The sequence below is a fragment of the Thermoanaerobaculia bacterium genome (assembly GCA_018057705.1).
In the GTDB taxonomy this organism is placed as follows: domain Bacteria; phylum Acidobacteriota; class Thermoanaerobaculia; order Multivoradales; family JAGPDF01; genus JAGPDF01.
Genome location: JAGPDF010000044.1, coordinates 1 through 18,818, shown reverse-complemented (window position 1 = coordinate 18,818; position 18,818 = coordinate 1). Strand labels below are relative to the sequence as shown.

The following is an 18,818-nucleotide window of genomic DNA, read 5'->3' as shown; positions in this document are numbered from 1 at the left end:
CCCGCCCGCGCCAGCTCGCGTGCGGCTCCTGACCGTCCCGCCTTCGCGTCAGCGCTCTTCGTCGTCGCCGTAATCCTCTTCGACCTCCTCACCCCCGTCGTCCTCACCCTCGTCGTCGGCGGCTTCGTCTTCGCCTTCGACGTCGGCCTCTTCGTCTTCACCCTCGTCGTCGGCGGCTTCGTCTTCGCCTTCGTCGTCGGCCTCTTCGCCTTCACCCTCGTCGTCGGCGGCTTCGTCTTCGCCTTCGACGTCGGCCTCTTCGTCTTCACCCTCGTCGTCGGCGGCTTCGTCTTCGCCTTCGTCGTCGGCCTCTTCGCCTTCACCCTCGTCGTCGGCCTCTTCGTCTTCACCCTCGTCGTCGGCGGCTTCGTCCTCGCCTTCGTCGTCGGCCTCTTCGTCCTCGGCATCCGGAATGCCGTCGCTGTCGTCGTCGAGATCCTCTGCGTCCGGAGTGCCGTCGTTGTCGTCGTCCAGATCCTCGTCGTCCGAGGTGCCATCGTTGTCTTCGTCCTCCTCCTCCGCGTCCGGTTCGCCGTCGTTGTCGTCGTCGAGATCGGCGGCGTCCGGAGTGCCGTCGTTGTCGTCGTCGAGGTCGCTGGCGTCCAGAGTCCCATCGTCATCGACATCGCCGTCGTGCTCGAGCGAGTCGTCCTCGAACTCGTCGGACCAGTTCTCTTCGTCGAAAGCCAGCTCCTGCGGGTCGAGCGCCACTTCGTCGAGAAAGACGAGATCCTGGGTCGAATAGTCGTCGGCCTGCGCCGCCGCCATGAAGTTGTAGTCGCTCCAGGTGGCTTCGAACTGGCCGTACTCCGCGACCGGAATGATCAGGGTGAGGTCCACATACTGCAGGTCGTACCCATGCACTGCCGGGTAGCCGTAGTTGGGGTAGCCGACGCCCGGAGCGACCGCTTCGCCTCCGGCGGTCAACTGCAGGTGGGAGCGACCCATCGGGGCGCCCGCGCCGTTGTAGGCGGTGAGCGACAGGATGTAGTCGCCGGCGGGCAGACCGGTGTCGACCAACCGCAGACCGGAGCCGTCTTTCGCCTTTCCCTTCGCCTTCCCCTGCTGGCTGCCGGAGCTCACCAGGGCGGGCACCGGGCGGTAGCGCAGCGGCTTGTCGTCGCCGGACGAGACGGTCTGGTAGAAGACGAGCTTCTCGCCCTTGACCGGATGCACCGCCGTCGGGTTGCTGGCGCCGTTCTCGTTCAGGCAGAAGATCGTCTCGAGCTTGCCGGTGCGCGAATCGAAGATGGTCGCGACCTGCAGATCTCCCATCAGCGAGTTGTAGGAGGCGTCGGCGCGCAGGTAGGGGCTCCCCGGCGAGAGCGGCGTCGTCGGTGCGAGGCGCGTGTTCTTGCCGTCGCCGATGCCGCGGACCTTCGGGCGGACGGTGTAGCTGAACGTCGTGCCGTCCTTCCAGGCGCCGGGGCTCGCGACCTCCTCGTCGCTGATCGTCGTGATGCTGCCGTCCTTGTCCCGGAAGCCGATCGAGGCCCGGATGCTGGCGGGCGCCCCCGCGACCTGGGCGGTCACTTTGAGCCCCTGGCCCAGGCGATGGTTCTGTCCGGGGTCGGGCGCGGAGATCGTCACTGTCGCGGCCGCCGCTGCGGCGCCGGAGAAGCCTCTCTTCAGGAACTCGTCCCAGCCGCCGCGGGCGAAAGGGATCGACGCGTAGTCGGCATGGACCTTCCGGTTGGCGGGGAAGTAGATCGCGAGGCCTGTCGAGCCCTTGTGGGCCTCGCCTTCGCCGTGCTCGACGACGGCTGCCTTCACCGCGGCAGCGACCGCATCCGCCTGCGGCTTGATGGCGGCCGCTTCCGGCATCCGGGCGAGGATGCCGGCGAACTCGCCGACGTCGAAGGAGGCGATCTCGCCGCCGCCCTGCTCGCCGCCGTAGTAGTGCGTCGAGGCGCGCGCCCGGGCGGCCGCCACCTGCACGGACTCGGGCGCCTGGCCGAGGGCGGCGGCCAGCGCGTCGATGGCGGCCACCAGGTCCGGGACCTTGCCGAGGTCGGTCGCCGAGCTGGTCACGGTCGCCTCACCCTCTTCGGCGTAGGAGGCGGTCCACTCCTTCACCATCGACTGTGCGAACTCGCGCGGCGACATCTTCGGGTTGCGGGTGAGCGCATGGAGCACCCGGTGGTTCGGATAGCCGTTGCCCGGCTCGAGCTCTTCGGAGGCAACGCCATAGGAGGCATAGGGTGCGATGGCGTCCATCACTTCGACCTGGGCCATGAGGCACATGTCGAAGGCGATCAGGTCGAGCTTCGGAGCTCCGGCCGCCTTGAGCGCCGCCAGGCCGTCGATGAACGGGGCGAGCCGCATCCCGGCCTCGTTGTCGGTGTCGTCGTTGAGCATCCCCATCCAGGTGCCGCCGTGGTTGCCGAGAACCAGGGCGTAGTGTTTGGCGGGGAAGTTCTGCATCGCGAAGGCCACGAACCCGACGAGTGTCTCGGGATTGGAGGTGTCCATCTCCTTGAGGTTCTCGAGCACCTCGGACTTGATCTTGCCGTTCGTGTTGTCGCGCGTGACGAAGAGCAGGCGGCTGTTCGACCAGTTGCCGTCACGCTTGTCGTGCTGGGGGGTGCGATCGAGGAGGACGAGCAGGTTCACGTTGTCCGTCGAGCCGATCCTCTCCATCTCGTCGATATCGTCGAGCATCGGCGCCTCGAGGTTGCAGTCGGCGTCGAGGTAGTACATGACCGTCCAGTCGCGCTCCGCGACGGCGCCCTTGCTGCGTTCGACCTTCTTCGCGACCTTGGGCTTTTCGTACGCCTTCGCCTGGGGCGCCGGCGGCCTCTTGACCAGGGAAGCGGCGGACGGGCCGCTCGCCGGGGCTCCTGCCTGTGCATGGGCGCCTGGAGGCGCGGCTCCGAGCGCCAGAGCGAGAGTTGCGACGAGGAGGGAACAAAGGGCCAGGATTCCCCTGGTCGCGGTGAAGAGTTTCATGGCATCTCCTTGGGGTCTGCGGGACGGCGGGCGCTACACTGTCCTGCCGGTCTCGATCCTGTCAAGCCGCTGCGGGTCGCGGCTCCGGGGATCTCCGAGAGAAAGTCACGCGCGGATCACCGAGTGACGCCGGGACATCTCGGGGCCGGACCTTCTCGCCGTTCAGCCGGGTTGGCCGGAGATGATGCGCAGGAACCGGCGCCAGGGACCGACTTCGTCGGCGTACTGGTTGGCGAGGACGCGCGCGATCTGCACGATGTGATCGTGATCGTGTGCCACCCAGGTGGCGAGGAGTTGCCGCGCGGTGACCTCGCCCAGAATCGGGTGCATTCCCCGCCGTTCGAGCGCCGACTCGTCGAGCGCCAATGCGTCGAGGGCCCGCAGGCTCGCGGCGCGAAGGTTGGCAAACTCGTCGAGAAGCTCCTCGAGACTCCTGCCCGAGCAGTCCTGGAACTGTGCGAAGCGGTCGAACTCATCGAACGGCAGGGCCGTTGCGTGCTCGAGGATCCGCGTCAGCCGCGATATCCAGTCGGTCTTCTCGCCGTGGATGAGATGGCCGACGACGTCGAAGGGGCTCCAGCTCTCGCCGCCCTCGTGGGCGCGCTCCCACCCGTCCGGCAGATTGCGCAGCCAGGCGTCGAGAACCGCCGGCGTGCGGGCGAGCAGCACGCGGGCTTCCTGCAGGGAGAATTCTTTCCGGCAGCGATCGGCGGTGGAGTCCATGGCAGAACCTCCTGGCAGAGGACCGGCCCCCTGCGAAGTCATCGCGCCGGCACCTTGCTGGCGGGCTCGGGGAACCAGTTGAGGATCACGTCCATGGCCTGCGATTCTCGGGACTCAAGACGGGGAGTCGACGGAATCTGAGGCGCGACGGAGTGGTCTCATCGGGCGGCCGGGAGCGGGGCGAGTTTGCGCAGGGTTTGGAACCAGTCGAGAGCGACGACGATGTGGCCCGCCATGTTCTCCTGCGAGGTCTGGCGCACCACCAGAAAGCGGCCATCCGGGGCGATGTCGAAGTTGGTCGTCGTGTCGGTCGACAGGAGGAGCGCAGGCGGCATGTCGAAGAGCTTGCGCGGCGCGCCGACGCTGAAGGTGCCGGCGGTCGAGATCGGCGCCGTCATGAGGCTCCGTCCCTGGAGGAAGAAGAGCTCACGCCCGTCCGGCGACCAGAGCGGCATCGATCCGCCGGTCACGACCTGCCACTTCGCGCCGGTCGGCGGAAACGGCTGGACGTAGATTTCGGAGATGCCGCTCGCATCGTGGGCGTAGGCGACGAAGCGCCCATCGGGCGAGGCGGTGGCCTGGATCTCGATCGCCGCAGTCTTCGCGAACGGCAGCGGCTCGCGGGCGCCCGGAGGGAAGTAGACGATGTTGCCGACGGTGGGAGTGCCGGCGTCTTCCCACGCCAGGAGCGAACCGTCCGGCATCCAGGCGACCGGTTGTCGCGCCAGGCCCTGCTCGAAGGCGAATACCGTCTTCGGCTCTTCGCCGCCGGTCGCCGGGCGCATCAGGAGCTGGTCCCCTCCCTCCGGCAGGATCGTGGCGTAAGTGACGTCGCGTGCGTCGCGGCTCCAGATCGGCGTCCAACTGCGGCCCTCGAAGGAGAGCTTGGTGAGCGCTGCGCTCGCGGGATCGTGAATCCAGACGTCGCCCGAGCGCCCGCCGCTCGGGCCGATGGTGACGGCGATCTTCTTGCCGTCGGGTGAGATTCGCGGCCCCTGGTACTCGCGCGGCGGCAAGCCGAGGCTCTCGAGAGCTCCCGAGCGCGTGAGCCAGGCGAGCTCGAGGCGGTTCGCTCCAGGATCGCTTTCCGCGTAGACCAGCGTGCCGTCGTCGGCGACGTCGAAGTAGAGCACGCCGCTCGCGGCGAGTCCGGCGACGCCCGAGAGCACCTGCGCGGCATCCTCGGTCGTCGCCCCCGAAGCCCCGGCGAGCGGCATGGCGAGCACCTGGCCTTCGCGCGCGAGGAGGGCGTGGCCGGTGGAGGTGAAGCGCACCATGCTGGCGCCGCGGAACAGCGGACGGCGCTTGCCGGTCGCGAGCTCGACGGCGTCGATCGCCGCCGACTCGTAGTCACCCGGCTGGCCCACACGTCCGACCGTGAAGGCCACCTCCTTGCCGCCCGGCAGGACCGCCGGCCAGCGATGCGTGCGCTCGCCCTGGGCGGGGTCGAGCTGCGTCAGCGGGACGGGCGGCCCGCCGCCCGGTGGCAGACGGACGAGCCCCGAGGTCACGTTGGTCGGGAAGACGATCGATCCGTCGGGGCACCAGGCAGCTCCGCGGTCGAGGCTCGCGTCGGCGAGATCGATCGGCTTGCCGCCGTCGACCGCGATCTTGCGCAGCTTCCCGGGAACGAAGAAACCGATCCACCGCCCGTCGGGCGAGAAGAACGGGCTGCTCGCGCCGCTGGTGCCCTCGATCGGGACGAGTTTGGCGCTGTCGAGGTTGCGGATGAAGAGGTGCGTCTCGTCGCCCGGTCCGGCGGTGAAGGCGATGCGCCGGCCGTCGCGCGAGATCGCGAGCAGGCCGGTCTGGCCGTAGAGCCCGCGGTTGTCGAGCGGCAAGGCGAGGCCGACGGGGAGGCGAGCGGCGAGAACGATCGGCGGACGCGCCGGAGCCCCTTCCGGGCCCCGGCCCGCGATCCAGAGGGCGACGACGGCAGAAGCGAGCAAGGCGGCCACAGCCCATGGCAGCGCGCGTCGCCAGGACACGGCGCCTTCGGGTGGCAGGGAGCGCGCGGGCACGACCTCGCCCGCTCCGGGAGCGAGCGCCTGCTCGAGCGCGATGCGCGCCTCGCCGATGTCGCGCAGGCGGCGCTGCGGATTCCGCTCGAGGCATCGCCGAAGGAGCTGCGCAATGCCGGCCGGAAGCGCTGCCGGGAGGGCCGCAAAGTCGATCTCCTGCTTGAGGACTTCGGCGATCGTCTCGGAAACGGTCTCGCCGCCGAACAGGGGGCGACCGGTCAGCATCTCGAAGAGCACGACGCCGAACGCCCAGATGTCGGCCCGCTTGTCGACCGTCTTGCCCTTCGCCTGCTCCGGCGCCATGTAGGCCGCCGTCCCCAGGATCATGCCGAGCTGCGTGCCGTGGACCGCAGTAAGGGTCGGGGAGTTCATCAGCGTCGGCGAGCGCGCGAGGTCGGCGGCGGACGCGGCGCCGGGAGTCGCCTCCATCGCCTTGGCCAACCCGAAGTCGAGGACCTTGGCCACGCCTTCACTGGGAGCCTTGATGTTCTGGGGTTTGAGGTCACGATGGACGATCCCCTTCTCGTGCGCCTCTTCCAGCGCCTGCGCGATCTGGAGCGCGGTAGAAAGGCTTTCAGTAATGGAAAAGGCTCCGGATTCGAGGCGGTCGGCGAGCGTCGGTCCGGGGACGAGCTCCATGACGAGAGCGCGCACGCCGTCGGATTCTTCGAGGCCGAAGATCGAGGCGATGTTGGGATGGTGGAGCTGGGCGAGGAGCTGTGCCTCGCGCTCGAATCTCGCCAGGCGCTCCTTGTCCGCGGTGAACTCCTGTGGCAGTACCTTGATCGCGACTTCGCGCTTGAGCTTGGTGTCGGTGGCGCGGTAAACCTCGCCCATGCCGCCTTCGCCGAGCTTGGCGGTGATCTCGTACGGACCCAGACGCCTGCCGATCACAGTTTCGGCTCCCTCTCTCGCGATCTCAACTCAGTTCCTCTTTCCCGCGCTCGCCAGCCGCCTCACGCTCTCGAGCCAGCCGGTCTGGAGCTCGAGGCTCGTCTGCGTCGCGGCGCCGGGAACCGGCTCGGTGCCGTAGAAGGAGCCGTCGGCTCCAGCGACGACCTTGTAGGCCGCGGGCCAGTCGAACAGCCGCACTTCGCGCCCGATGCGGGGCGAGCCGTCGGCCGCGGTCGAAACCTCAACCGCGAGGACCGCCGGGCCGCGTCGAAAGAAGAGCTCGCGACCGTCGTGCGACCAGAACGGAGCGCGCCCGCCCGTCCCGGTCACCTGCGTGCGTGCGCCCGTGGCGAGGGAGAGGAGGTAGATCTCGTAACCCTCTCCGGCGTCCGATTCGAAAGCGACGAGTTCGCCGTCCGGCGACAGAGCGCTCGAGCTGACCGAGCCGGGATCCCGCCACACGACCTCGCTCTCGCCGGCGAGGGGCACGCGCTCGATCGTCGCCGAGGCTCCCCAACGACTGACGACCAGCTCGCGGCCGTCCGGCATCCAGCCGGCGACGCTGAGATCGCTGTCCCTCACGCCGAGCGCCCGCGGAGCTCCTCGTCCGTCGCTCGGCTGAACGATCACGGCGACGTCGTCGCCTTCGGGCGGCTTCGCGATCCAGGCGAGCTGGTCGCCGCCGGGCGACCAGGCGACACCCATCGCGCCGGTGATCTCGTCGCCGGCGACCCGGGTCCGAGTGCCCCGCGCGAGATCGACGACCCAGGCGCCACGGTCTTCGCGCGCCAGCGCGAGGCGCCGCCCGTCCGGCGTGGACGCGAGCGCGCGGCCGTAGAGATCGGGCTCGATCGGCAGGGTTTCGAACAGCCCGCCGCGCGAGGCGCGCACCACTCGCATCGGCTCGTGACGACTGTTGCTCAAGTAGCCGGTCGCATAGACCAGAGTCCCGTCCGCGGCGACCGCGAAGGTCGCCGATCGATTCCGCGCCCGCGCGAGGCCGGCGAGCATCGCCACCGGCGCGCCGAGGATCCGACGCTCGTCGGCGTCGAACGGCACGACCTCGAGCGATCCGCTCTCGCCGCCGAAGGCGAGGTGCCCGGTCGGCAGGTAGCGTGGGCTCATGCCGTTCACGCCGAGGCGGGTGAGAACGCCCGAGCCGAGGTCGAGCACCACCAGCTCGCCGGTCGGGCGCCCGAGCGTGCTGAAGACGAGCGCGCCTCCGTCGGGCAGCAGCTCGGGCCAGAAGAGCGCCACCGGCGGCGACTCGCCGCGCTCGCTCGCCCTGGCGACCGCGAGCGTCGGCTTGCCGCCGCTCGCCGGAACCGACGAGACGGTTCCGTCGGTGGCGTCGACGAAGAAGATCGTGCCGTCGTTCCGCCAGGCGCCGCCGAAATAGTCCTGGATCGGAGCGACCGTCTGGGTCAGCCCGGTTTCGAGCGACTGCTTCCGCAGCTCACGCGGAACGCCGCCGCCCAGGCCGGAGACGCCGACCGCGAAGGCGACCCACTTGCCATCGGGCGAGAAGAACGGGCCCTCGGCGGTTTCGCTTCCGGGCACCAACCTCGCTTCGTCGCCGTCGAGGCGCCGCACGTACAGTTGTTGCGGCCCGCTCTCGCCCCGCGCCAGAAAGGCGAGCGTCGAGCCGTCCGGAGAAATCGCGATCTCGGGCGCTCCGACTCCGTCGAGCTCGAGCCCTTGCGGGAGCGCGATCGTGGCGCGGATCGCCTTCGCGGTCCGGGCGGATTCAGAAGACTGCACGAGACGGCCCGCCGCGAGACCGATCAGGGCGGCTCCGGCGATCGCGGCGGCGATCCCGATGCGGTAGCTGGTGACCAGGAACGATCCCGAAGGAGTCGAGATCTTCCAGGCAGCCCCCTCGACCGACCCTCCCGCGGCCTCCGGTTCGCCGGCGAGCGCGCCTTCGATCAGCAGTCGCGCCTCGCCGATATCGCGCAGGCGGCGCTGCGGATCGCGTTCGAGGCACCGCCGAAGGAGCCGCCCGACACTGGCTGGAAGGCCTGCAGGCAACTTCGTGAAGTCGATCTCCTGCTTGAGGACTTCGGCGATCGTCTCGGAAACGGTCTCGCCGCCGAACAGGGGGCGACCGGTCAGCATCTCGAAGAGCACGACGCCGAACGCCCAGATGTCGGCCCGCTTGTCGACCGTCTTGCCCTTTGCCTGCTCCGGCGCCATGTAGGCCGCGGTGCCCAGGATCATGCCGATCTGCGTGCCGCGGACCGCAGTGAGGGTGGGGGAGTTCATCAGCGTCGGCGAGCGCGCGAGGTCGGCGGCGGACGCGGCGCCGGGGGTCGCCTCCATCGCCTTGGCCAACCCGAAGTCGAGGACCTTGGCCTTGCCTTCACTGGGAGCCTTGATGTTCTGGGGTTTGAGGTCACGATGGACGATCCCCTTCTCGTGGGCCTCTTCGAGCGCCTGCGCGATCTGCAGCGCCAAAGAAAGGCTCTCGGCAAAGGGAAGAGGCCCGGATTCGAGGCGCTCGGCGAGCGTCGGACCGGGGACGAGCTCCATCACGAGGGCGTGGATCGCGCCGCTGGTCTCGAGGCCGTAAATCTGCGCGATGTTGGTGTGGTTCAGCTGCGCGAGGAGCTGCGCTTCGCGCTCGAAGCGGGCGAGCCGTTCCGGGTCGGCGGTGAACGCCGCCGGCAGCACTTTGATCGCCACTTCGCGCTTGAGCCTGGTGTCGGTGGCGCGATAGACCTCACCCATGCCGCCCTCGCCGAGCTTGGCGGTGACCTCGTAGGGGCCCAGTCGTTTGCCGATCAATTCGCCGCCGATCCTACCCGACGGCGCGGCGATCTGCCGGACTCTGCGGCGTGAAGCGGATGGGGACGCCTGTGCCTAGGGAACGATGATGATGAGCTCGCCGCTGGCCGTCCCGTGGTCGTGGCAGTAGAGAGTGTCCTGACCTGTCTGGTTGACCGTCCCTACGTACTCCTGGCCCTGGGTCATCGAGGTTGGCTGGTGCAGGAGTCCAATGTTGTTGTTGGCATGGATCCGGTGCGGCGTCGGATCGCCGTTGACGATGTGCAGGACAGCACCGACCTGGAGCTGGATCACGGTCGGGAAGCCGTGATCGCCGCTGTCGGTTCCCGGCGGAATCGTGAGGATGTAGAGCGCGCAGGGCGCGGTCGAGACCCAATCGCAGGTGCCGGCACTCTCGAAGTCGTCGCTGAAGATCAGGACCGGCCCCGCGGGGATCGGGTCGAAACGAGCGTGAAACCGCTGTGCAGCGACGGCAGGAGAGACCTGAAGAATCGTCGCGAGCGCGACCGAGCTCCACCAGCGCGTAACCCGAGGCGATTGCATGGCTGCCCTCCTCTGACGCTACCCGCGCCAGCACGGCTCGGGAGAATGCGGTGCTGGCGAGCTTTCGTTCCGGATGCCGGTGGCGGATCGGGGGCGACAGTACTATGTCCGGCGCGCGGGCACCAGCCGACCTGGCGGCGGTGGCGCGATGGTACCCGTGGCTCGGAGGTGGTCGACGACGCAGTCGCTCAAGAGGGCGTCGCGCGCGAGCTCCCGGCCGTTGCGCAACGACTCGTAGCGGTCGCCGCCTTCGGCGAGGAAGCTGTTGGTGGCGACGCGGTAGCGCCGGTCGTCCTCGACCGGGCGGTCGCCCACCCGAAGATCGAGCACCCGGCTGCCGATCGGCCGGGCGAGATCGTAGACGGCGCGCAGCCCCGAAACCTGGACCATGCCGGCTGTGAGCGAGGCGCCCTGCTCGACGACGCTGCGCAGGTCTCTGCCGGAGAGGTCGAGGGTGACGAGCGTGTTGATGAAAGGCAGCGCATCGAGGACATGACCGCGATGCAGACCACCCGCCGGCAGGTCGGCGCGCAGGCCACCGGCGTTGGTGAAGCCGACGTCGCAGCGCGCACGCTCCCGCATCACGTCGGCGACGAAGCTGCCGAGCGGCGACTCAGTGTTGTACTTGCGGACGAAGCGCGCGCTTGCGCGCCCGATGTCGCCGCCGATCTGACTGCCGACGATCTTCTGGTAGTGCCCGACACGCGCCGCCACCGCGGGATGCGCCGGCAGCTCGTCGCTCCAGACCTTGAGCAGCTCGCCGCGATGCTCGACCACCCGGCGGTCGCGGAGCTTCAGGTGCAGCGCGCCGAGCCGCGTGCCGTAGCCGTAGGTCTGGACGAGGAGTGTGCCGGTTTCGGGATGGACGAGAGGCGTCTCGAGCCCGCGATGCGAATGCGCAGCGATGTAGACGTCGATGTCAGGGATGGCGCCGCAGAAGGCGAGGTCCTCGTCGAGCGGCCGCTGCACGTCGGGGTCGTTCTCGGCGTCGGTCTGCATCGGGCCGGGCAGGCCCTGGTGGGCGAGCACGACGATGAGGTCGACGGCCGGCCGCAGAGCCTCGACGCAGGCCGCCGCTTCCTCCACGGGATCGGTGAACTGCAACCCGTCGACCTTTGACGGCATGATGGTGTACTTCGCTGCCCGGCTGCCCATCACCCCGATGACGCCCAGGCGCACGCCGTTGCGCTCCAGGAGGGTGTAGGGCCGGCAGAAGCGGGACCGCGCACCGAGGTGGCGGACATTGCAGCAGAGGACCGGGAACGGCACCCGGGTGATCTGGCGCTCGAAGACCTCCCAGCCGTAGTCGAACTCGTGATTGCCGACGCCCATCGCGTCGTAGCCCATCACGGTCATCATCTCCATCAAGGCTTCGCCCTGGGTGAGAACCGACATCGTGCCGGTGAACATGTCGCCCGAGTCGAGCAGGAAGGTGGTCCGCGCCGCGGCGCGCTGGCGGTCGATCAGGGTGGCGAGGTGCGCGGCGCCGCCGAGCCGTGGCGAGCCCGGGAGCCAGTAGGCCGGGATCGGCTCGAAGGCGCTGTGGAAGTCGTTGGTATAGAGCAGCGTGAGCTCGTGCTCGCCGCCGCCGAGTCGGCCGACGTCGTTCCAGAGGGCGCCGAAAGCGCGGCCGATCGAAGCCGGCGCGAGCGCCGCCAGCCAGGCGAAGGTGCGGCGGGTGATCCGGGGCATGGTGAGCAGCACAATAGCGAGTGTCGAGCCGGAAATGCCGTCCTTGCCCCTCCGGGCAAAGAAACCTCGACTGGGCGGACAGCGTAGACGGAGGCGATGCCGCTCCGTAGTCGAACGAACGCATTCCGCCGCCAGCTCGCCATGGGGCTCACGCTCGTGCTCGGGCTGGCGGTCGCCCAGCATTCCGTATTCGCTTTCCCCAAGGAGAGCGCGCCGGCCAGCGTCGAGGCGCTCTCCCGCGAGCTCGCCCGCGCGGCGGCGAGGAGAGACTGGGAGGCGGCGGTCGAGGTGGCGCGGCAGCTCACGGCCGCGCGCCCCGATTCGGCGCCCGACGCCTACAATCTCGCCTGCATGCTGTCGCGCGGCGGCCGCAAAGAGGATGCGGTCGTCGCGCTGACGCGGAGCGCCGAGCTCGGTTTCGCCTTCACCTCGACGCTGCTGCGGGACGAAGACCTCGATCCGATCCGCGAGCAGCGCGGCTACGCCGCGGCCCTGGAGCGCATTCGCGGGAACAACGCCGCGGAGCTCGAGCTCACCAAGCCGCGCCTGGCGAGCGCGCCGCTGCTCTCGTTCGCGCCCAAGCGCACGCCCAAGGGGACGCCGAACGGGCCCCTGCCGCTCGTCGTCGCGCTGCACGGCTACGGCGGCACTCCGGAACCGATCGCCGAGGCGTTTCGCGCCGCGGCTTCCCGTCTCGGGGCGCTGCTGGTCGTCCCGCGCGGGCAGGAGGGGGTCGGCAACGGCTTCGGCTGGGGCGTCGTCGAGCAGGCCGAGTATCTGGTACTCGAGGCGATCGCACGCACGGCCAAAGAACGCCCCATCGGTCCGGTCGTGCTCACCGGCTTCTCGCAGGGCGCCGGCGTCGCGCTGACGATGGCCGCGCGCTACCCGGAGAGGTTCGCCGGAGTTGTCGCGGTCGCGGGCTGGTTCGAGGAGCGGTTGGCGCCGGTTCCGGAGCGCCTGCCGAGTCCGTTCCCGCGCTTCGCGTTCCTGAACGGCGAGCGCGACGAAGCGGCTGCCAACAACCGGCTCGCGGCAAGACGGCTCGAGAAGGCCGGGGCTGGTGTCCGGGTACGGATCTACCCCGGCCTCGGCCACGAGTTCCCGCCGGCAGAGGGGCGCGACCGCGAGCTCGAGCAGGCGCTACGCTTCGCCTTCGGATTCTGAACCAGCGGCCGGGCTCGCGCCGAGCTCAGGATTGAGCTAGGTGTCGGTCGCTCGGTAGACCACTACCATGCCGCCCTCGCCGAGCTTGGCGGTGATCTCCTAGGGGCCCAGGCGTTTGCCGAACCTGGGGCTCCGCTCGCCGGGCGCCGGACCTGCTCTCGCCTACGGTTTGCCCCCGGACATCAGGCGAACGAGCTCGGTCGTCCATTCGGTGACGATGTCGATCTGCCGTGGTCGCAGCGTTTCCGGGGTGGTAATGGCCAGGAGGCGCCGGCCGTCGGCGCTGACGTCGTAGAGGTGGGCCTCGGTGCCGCCGCTGCTGCTCTGCTTTATTGGATACCGGAACAGCGAGCGCGGCGGCTCGAAGGCAAAGCGCCCGTCGAAGCGCGTCACGACGACGCGCAGTTCGTCGTCATGACGGTAGAAGAGCTCGCCGTTGGCGGCCCAGCGCGGCTGACGCCCGCCGTCGGCGGAGACCTGGACGCGCTCCCCCGGTCCCGGAAACGCCTCGACGTAGATCTCCGGGCGCCCGGTTTCGTCCGATTCGTAGGCGAGCCAACGGCCGTCCGCCGAGAACGAGGCGTACAGCTCCTGGCCGCGGCTGGCGCGGAGCGCCCGCGGCTCGCCGCCGGCGAACGGGCGAGCGTAGAGATTCGTCCCCGTACCCTCCTCGGTCAGGCTGTAGACGACCGTCCGGCCATCGGGCGCGACGACCGGCGTCGTGTGGTCGAGCTCCGCCGGCTCGTTCCAGACCGGGCGTCCGGAGTCGGGTGCTCCGGCGGCAATACGATGGAGCTCGAACGGCGGACGGTCCACGACGTAGATCAGCTCGTTGCCGTCGGGCGTCCATGTGGGGTCGAACTCCGTGTCGTCGCCACTGGTCAGGCGCGAGAGGGTGCCCCGGTCGAACGAGAGAACCCACAGGTCGCGGCTTTCGCCTTGCACGGTGAGAGCCGCCCGACGGCCATCGGGCGAGAGGCCGACGGTCAGGTAGCGCCGGCGCTCGGTCGCCGCCGGCGTTGCGATCCCGGCGCGATCGAGCCAGACCAGCTCGGTCGGCAGGTGGCCGAGCGACTCGCTGACGTAGGCGAGCGTGCCGCGGCGCGACACCGCCAGCATGGCGAAGCCGCCAGTCTGCTCGACGAGCAGGTCGTCGAGAACGGTCACGGCCGCACCGCCCACGGTGGCCGTCGCGGCGTCGAACGGCACGGCGTAGAGACGCTGCCCCTTGGCGTAGAGAAGATGCCCGGTCGCCAGGTAGCGGCCGAAGAAGCCGCCCTCGACGAGCCAGCGGACTTCCCCTGTGGTGAGGTCGACAGCGCCGACCCGCGAGGTGTCGACCGGCGTTCGGAACGCGGTGAACAACACCCACCGTCCGCCGGGAACCTCGTCGGGCCACCAGTGGCCGAGCACGCCGGCGTCGCGATCGGGGGTCGTCAGCCGTGTCAGGTTGGCGCCCTCGGCGGTCATGCGGAAGAGCCCGTCGGAGTAGATCGGCGCCAGCACGATCGTGCCGTCGTCGAGCCAGGTCGCGCCGCCCGCGCCGCGCGCCTCGCCGATGCGGACCGGGCGGCCCCCCGCGGCCGCGACCTTCATCACCTGTCCCCGCGCGACGAAGCCGAGCGAGCGGCCATCGGGCGAGAAGAAGGGCGCCTCGCCGTCTTCGGTGCCTTCGATCCTTTCGGCGTCCCGTTGGCCGAGCTCGCGCCGGTAGATCGCTCGCCGACCCTTCTCCATCACGGCGAACACCAGGCTGCGCCCGTCGGGCGAAAAGGTCAGCAGGGAGTTGCCGCCGATGGCCAGTTCCTGGTCGTTGGCAAGATGGATGGCCAGGCGCTGCGGCTCGCCCGGCGCCGCGCCGTGTTCACCCGCGAAGCGGGTGAGAAGGGCGGTGCCGGCGACCGCGATGAGGAGACCGGCGAGCCAGGTCAGGTGAGTTCGCCCGGGCGTGCGCGATTGCGCTCGCCCAACCGGTGCCCCCCGCTCGTCGACGTCGACGCCAGCCAATACGTCCTCGAGCACGATCCGCGCATCGGCGATGTCGTGCAGCCGCCGTTTCGGGTTGCGTTCGAGGCAGCGGCGCAGGAGCTGCCGGATCACCCCCGGTGTGCCGGCGGGGAGGCGACCGAGATCGATCTCTTTGCGCATCACCGCCGAGAGGGTGTCAACGACGCTGTCGCCCTCGAACAGACGCTCGCCGGTGAGCATCTCGTAGAGGAGCACTCCGAACGCCCAGATGTCGGCCCGCTTGTCGACGGCCGCGCCGCGCGCCTGCTCCGGCGCCATGTAGGCCGCAGTGCCCAGGATGATGCCCAGCTGGGTGCCGTGGACCGCGGTCAGGGTGGGGGAGTTCATCAGCGTCGGCGAACGCGCGAGATCGGTGGCGGACGCGGAACCGGGCGCTGCCTCCATCGCTTTGGCCAATCCGAAATCGAGGACCTTGGCTTTGCCTTCACTGGAAGCCTTTATGTTTTGGGGCTTGAGGTCACGATGGACGATGCCTTTCTCGTGCGCCTCTTCGAGCGCCTGCGCGATCTGCAGCGCGAAAGAAACGCTCTCAGAAAAGGGAAGAGGCCCGGATTCGAGGCGTTCGGCCAGGGTCGGGCCGGGGACGAGCTCCATGACGAGGGCGTGGGTCGCGCCGCTGCTTTCGAGGCCGTAGATCTGGGCGATATTCGGGTGGTTGAGCTGGGCGAGGAGCTTCGCCTCGCGTTCGAAACGTGCCAGGCGCTCCTTGTCTTCTGTTAACGCGGCGGGCAGCACTTTGATGGCGACCTCGCGGTCGAGTCGGGTGTCGGTGGCGCTCCAGACCTCGCCCATGCCGCCTTCGCCGAGCTTGGCGGTGATGCGGTAGTGGGCGAGCGAACTGCCGGGCCCGAGGTCGCGTCGTTCGTTGTCGTTCAAGTTGCGCTGCAGTCTAGCGCCGTTGGCGCTCGCGTGCCCGGCGGTTGCCGCCCCTTCGGACGGGTCGGCCGGCGGGAGCGGGTGATATACAGCCAGGGTCGCCTCTCCGGGAGTCGCTCCTCATGCGCCTGGCCAAGAGAACGGGAATTCTCGTATTCGTCTTCGTGGTGCTCCTGGGACCGCCAGCGGCCGCCTACGAGGAGCTCGCTGCGCTTGACCTCTCAGCCTACGCCGGCCAGGTCGTCTACCTCGATTTCTGGGCCTCCTGGTGTCAACCCTGTCGTGCGAGCTTTCCCTACATGGACGGGCTCCAGGCAGAGCACGGGAAACGGGGCCTGGTGGTGATTGCGGTCAACGTCGACACGGATCGTCGCCTCGCGGAGGAGTTCCTCGCCGAGACTCCGGTCGGCTTCAGGATCGCCTTCGACCCGGCCGGGAAGCTCGCCGAGCAGTGGCGGCTCGAAGGGATGCCGACCACCGTGCTCATCGCGCGGGACGGCAAGACCCGCTTCCGTCAGAGCGGTTTTCGCAAGGCCGATGAGGCGAAGCTCCAAAGCAGGATCGCGCAACTGCTCGACGAGGAGGCCCCATGATCTGCAGGATCCGCTGGATCGACCGGACTCGACCCATTCTGGCGCTGCTCGCGTTGATGCTGGCGAGCGCGCTCGCGGGTTGCGCATCGTCCACGTCATCGGCATCGCCCTCGACGTCCGGGACGCCCGCATCGTCCGCGTCCGCCGCCACGGAGCAGGCCGCGGCCACGTCTCCGGAAGCGACCCCGGCCGCTCCCCGCCTGGGGGCGAAGCCCTGGGACCGCGGCGAGCTCGCCAAACGCTGCATGCGCTTCGACGGCTATCCGCTCGAGCTCGCGCTCGACGAACACATCTATTTCAGCAAAGAGGCCTCGAGCGGTGGCTCGGGCTTTGCGGGCGGAGGCTGCGGATGCAACTGAATCGGGACAACAGCGTGCGCCTGGCGCTGGCCGCGGCGACCGGCGTGCTGCTCGGCTGCCCTGCAGCGCAGGCCGACGGCTGGAGCTTCGACTCGCAGGTGCTCTATTACAGCGAAACCAACCGGGTCACCGCTATCGAACCTGTGGTCTCGGCGCGCTGGGACCGGGGTGACGGCAAGGCGTTGAATTTCCGACTCACGGTTGACTCGCTGACCGGCGCCTCGGCCAACGGCGCGACGCCCTCCTCCCGGGCGCAGACCTACACCACGCCTTCGGGTCACGGGAGCTACGCCACGCAGCCGGGGGAGACCCCGCTCGACACGAGTTTCCTCGACACGCGCTGGGCGCTCAACATGAGCTGGGAGAAGCCGCTCTCGCCGCTCTGGAAAGCGACGTTCGGTGCCAATGTCTCGACCGAATACGACTACGGTTCCTACTCGGTCAATGCTGTCCTGGCACGCGACTTCAACCAACGCAACACCACGCTCTCGCTGGGGGCCGCGCTCGGCTACGACACCGTCGACCCGGTGGGGGGCCTGCCGGAGCCGCTCGGCAGCATGTCGCCCGAAGTTCCCGGCGGTGGTGAGGACGACGGCGGCGGAGTCCCACCGCTCAATCGCATCGGGAGCGGGGACACGAAGTCGCTCTACGACCTGCTGTTCGGGCTGACGCAGATCCTCGACCGCCGCTCCCTGGTACAGATCAACTACAGCGTCGGCAGGAGCTCCGGCTACCTGACGGATCCCTACAAGCTGGTGAGCCTGATCGACCCCTTGCCCGGCCCGAACCAGGGGAACCCGGTCGATCAGCTCTACGAGTCGCGGCCCGACGCGCGAACGAAACAGAGTCTCTACGTGGCCTACAAACGCCAGATGCGCTCCGAGGATGCGGCGGACGTGAGCTATCGCTACCATTGGGACGACTGGCGGATCCGCTCACATACGATCGACCTGCGCTATCGCTGGGACCTCGGCGGGGCGGGCTACCTGCAGCCTCACGCCCGGCTCTACCAGCAGTCCGCCGCCAGTTTCTATACCCGCTATCTCGCGGCGGGCGAAGCCCTTCCCGGCCACGCCAGCGCCGACTACCGGCTTGGCGACCTCACTGGCGTCACGTTCGGCCTCAAGTACGGGCGCCCGATGCGCCACGATCGCGAGTGGAACATCAAGCTCGAGTACTACGAGCAGAGTGGCACCGTCTCCGGCGCGCAACCCGGAGTGCTGGCAGACTACGAGCTCTTTCCTGCCGTGGATGCGCTGATGGTGCAGTTTGGGTGCGCCTTCTGAGGCGGCGCTGACCTTCGATCCGGGCACGCTCCGTGTGCGCCGGGCGGCCGGCCATGGGGCGGGCCGCTTCGACGCCATGGCCAGCCCCTGTGAAGTCCTCGTCGAAGGTGGCAACCGGCGGGTGACGCGCCGGCTGACCGAGATTGCCGCCGTCGAGGTCCACCGCATCGAGGCCAAGTTCTCGCGCTACCGCAGCGACTCGGTGCTGGCCCGGCTGCACGCCGCCGCCGGCGAACCGTTCGCGGTGGATAGCGAAACCGCCGATCTGCTCGACTTCGCCGCCCGCTGCCACCGCATCTCCGAAGGTGCGTTCGACGTCACCTCCGGAGTGCTCCGGCGCGCCTGGAAGTTCGACGGCAGCGACCGGGTTCCGACCGCGGCCCAGGTCGCTGAGCTCGTGCCGCTGGTGGGCTGGCAGCGCGTGACCTGGCGACGACCTGTCCTCACCCTGCCCGCCGGGATGGAGCTCGATCTCGGCGGCCTCGGCAAGGAGTATGCCGCGGACCGCGCGGCGCTGCTGCTGCGGCAGGCCGCCCCGGAAGTCGCCTGCCTGGTGAATCTGGGAGGAGATCTGGTGCTGACCGGCCCGCGCCGCGACGGCGAACCGTGGGTGGTGGGAGTGGACGATCCCGCCTCGGCCCGCACCGAACAGATCCTCGAGGTCCGCCAGGGCGCCGTCTGCACCAGTGGCGACGCGCGGCGCTTCCTCCTCAAGGACGGCGTCCGCTACGGCCACATCCTCGACCCGCGCACCGGGTGGCCGGTGGTGTCGGCGCCCCGGCTGGTCACGGTCGCGGCGGGCAACTGCACCGAGGCCGGACTCCTGTCGACGCTCGCGATGCTCTCCGGAGAAGGCGCCGAGGAGTTCCTCGCTGCCCAGCAGGTGCCGCACTGGATCGT

At 69.4% G+C, this 18,818-nt stretch carries 12 protein-coding genes; 5 read left to right on the top strand and 7 right to left on the bottom strand.

Annotated elements, in window-relative coordinates; genetic code table 11:
• Positions 1-48: 48 nt before the first annotated feature.
• The 6 genes from KBI44_13890 to KBI44_13865 form a co-directional block, all read right to left on the bottom strand.
• Positions 49-2,949: a hypothetical protein gene (locus KBI44_13890; GenBank protein MBP9145572.1), complete on the bottom strand. Its 2,901-nt coding sequence runs from the start codon at positions 2,947-2,949 to the stop codon at positions 49-51.
• Between the two features lie 162 nt (positions 2,950-3,111).
• Positions 3,112-3,672 (bottom strand): DinB family protein, encoded by a 561-nt coding sequence (locus tag KBI44_13885; GenBank protein ID MBP9145571.1) that lies wholly within the window; start codon positions 3,670-3,672, stop codon positions 3,112-3,114.
• A 158-nt stretch (positions 3,673-3,830) separates the two neighbouring features.
• Complete coding sequence (locus KBI44_13880; GenBank protein ID MBP9145570.1) at positions 3,831-6,587, bottom strand: serine/threonine-protein kinase; 2,757 nt, start codon at positions 6,585-6,587, stop codon at positions 3,831-3,833.
• A gap of 30 nt (positions 6,588-6,617) precedes the next feature.
• On the bottom strand, positions 6,618-9,374 hold the full coding sequence (locus KBI44_13875) for a serine/threonine-protein kinase (GenBank protein ID MBP9145569.1): 2,757 nt from the start codon (positions 9,372-9,374) through the stop codon (positions 6,618-6,620).
• Between the two features lie 75 nt (positions 9,375-9,449).
• Positions 9,450-9,917 (bottom strand): hypothetical protein, encoded by a 468-nt coding sequence (locus tag KBI44_13870; protein ID MBP9145568.1) that lies wholly within the window; start codon positions 9,915-9,917, stop codon positions 9,450-9,452.
• A gap of 102 nt (positions 9,918-10,019) precedes the next feature.
• Entirely contained in the window at positions 10,020-11,609 is a 1,590-nt protein-coding gene (locus KBI44_13865) for a bifunctional metallophosphatase/5'-nucleotidase (GenBank protein MBP9145567.1), read from the bottom strand.
• 96 nt (positions 11,610-11,705) lie between these two features.
• Here KBI44_13865 and KBI44_13860 point away from each other — a divergent pair, with 96 nt between their 5' ends.
• Entirely contained in the window at positions 11,706-12,776 is a 1,071-nt protein-coding gene (locus tag KBI44_13860; protein ID MBP9145566.1) for a dienelactone hydrolase family protein, read from the top strand.
• Between the two features lie 162 nt (positions 12,777-12,938).
• Here the strand turns inward: KBI44_13860 and KBI44_13855 are convergent, their stop codons facing one another.
• On the bottom strand, positions 12,939-15,680 hold the full coding sequence (locus KBI44_13855) for a protein kinase (GenBank protein ID MBP9145565.1): 2,742 nt from the start codon (positions 15,678-15,680) through the stop codon (positions 12,939-12,941).
• Between the two features lie 122 nt (positions 15,681-15,802).
• Between KBI44_13855 and KBI44_13850 the strand changes: the two genes are divergently transcribed.
• The 4 genes from KBI44_13850 to KBI44_13835 all read left to right on the top strand — a co-directional run.
• Positions 15,803-16,273, top strand: a complete 471-nt coding sequence (locus tag KBI44_13850) for a TlpA family protein disulfide reductase (protein ID MBP9145564.1) — start codon at positions 15,803-15,805, stop codon at positions 16,271-16,273.
• A gap of 56 nt (positions 16,274-16,329) precedes the next feature.
• Entirely contained in the window at positions 16,330-16,632 is a 303-nt protein-coding gene (locus KBI44_13845) for a DUF4266 domain-containing protein (GenBank protein ID MBP9145563.1), read from the top strand.
• Positions 16,623-17,918 carry a DUF3570 domain-containing protein gene (locus tag KBI44_13840; GenBank protein ID MBP9145562.1) on the top strand — a complete coding sequence of 432 codons (1,296 nt, stop codon included), beginning with the start codon at positions 16,623-16,625 and terminating at the stop codon, positions 17,916-17,918. The genes KBI44_13845 and KBI44_13840 overlap by 10 nt, the downstream gene beginning before the upstream one ends.
• Positions 17,919-17,994: 76 nt before the next feature.
• A partial coding sequence (locus KBI44_13835; GenBank protein ID MBP9145561.1) for an FAD:protein FMN transferase occupies positions 17,995-18,818 on the top strand: 824 nt, incomplete at its 3' end.

What these genes read in the sequence shown, in the direction of transcription:
- KBI44_13850 (MBP9145564.1), top strand. Translation starts at nt 15,803, where the DNA reads ATGCGCCTGGCCAAGAGAACGGGAATTCTCGTATTCGTCTTCGTGGTG.
- KBI44_13840 (MBP9145562.1), top strand. Translation starts at nt 16,623, where the DNA reads ATGCAACTGAATCGGGACAACAGCGTGCGCCTGGCGCTGGCCGCGGCG.
- KBI44_13885 (MBP9145571.1), bottom strand. Translation starts at nt 3,672, where the DNA reads ATGGACTCCACCGCCGATCGCTGCCGGAAAGAATTCTCCCTGCAGGAA.
- KBI44_13845 (MBP9145563.1), top strand. Translation starts at nt 16,330, where the DNA reads ATGCTGGCGAGCGCGCTCGCGGGTTGCGCATCGTCCACGTCATCGGCA.
- KBI44_13860 (MBP9145566.1), top strand. Translation starts at nt 11,706, where the DNA reads ATGCCGCTCCGTAGTCGAACGAACGCATTCCGCCGCCAGCTCGCCATG.
- KBI44_13890 (MBP9145572.1), bottom strand. Translation starts at nt 2,949, where the DNA reads ATGAAACTCTTCACCGCGACCAGGGGAATCCTGGCCCTTTGTTCCCTC.
- KBI44_13870 (MBP9145568.1), bottom strand. Translation starts at nt 9,917, where the DNA reads ATGCAATCGCCTCGGGTTACGCGCTGGTGGAGCTCGGTCGCGCTCGCG.
- KBI44_13865 (MBP9145567.1), bottom strand. Translation starts at nt 11,609, where the DNA reads ATGCCCCGGATCACCCGCCGCACCTTCGCCTGGCTGGCGGCGCTCGCG.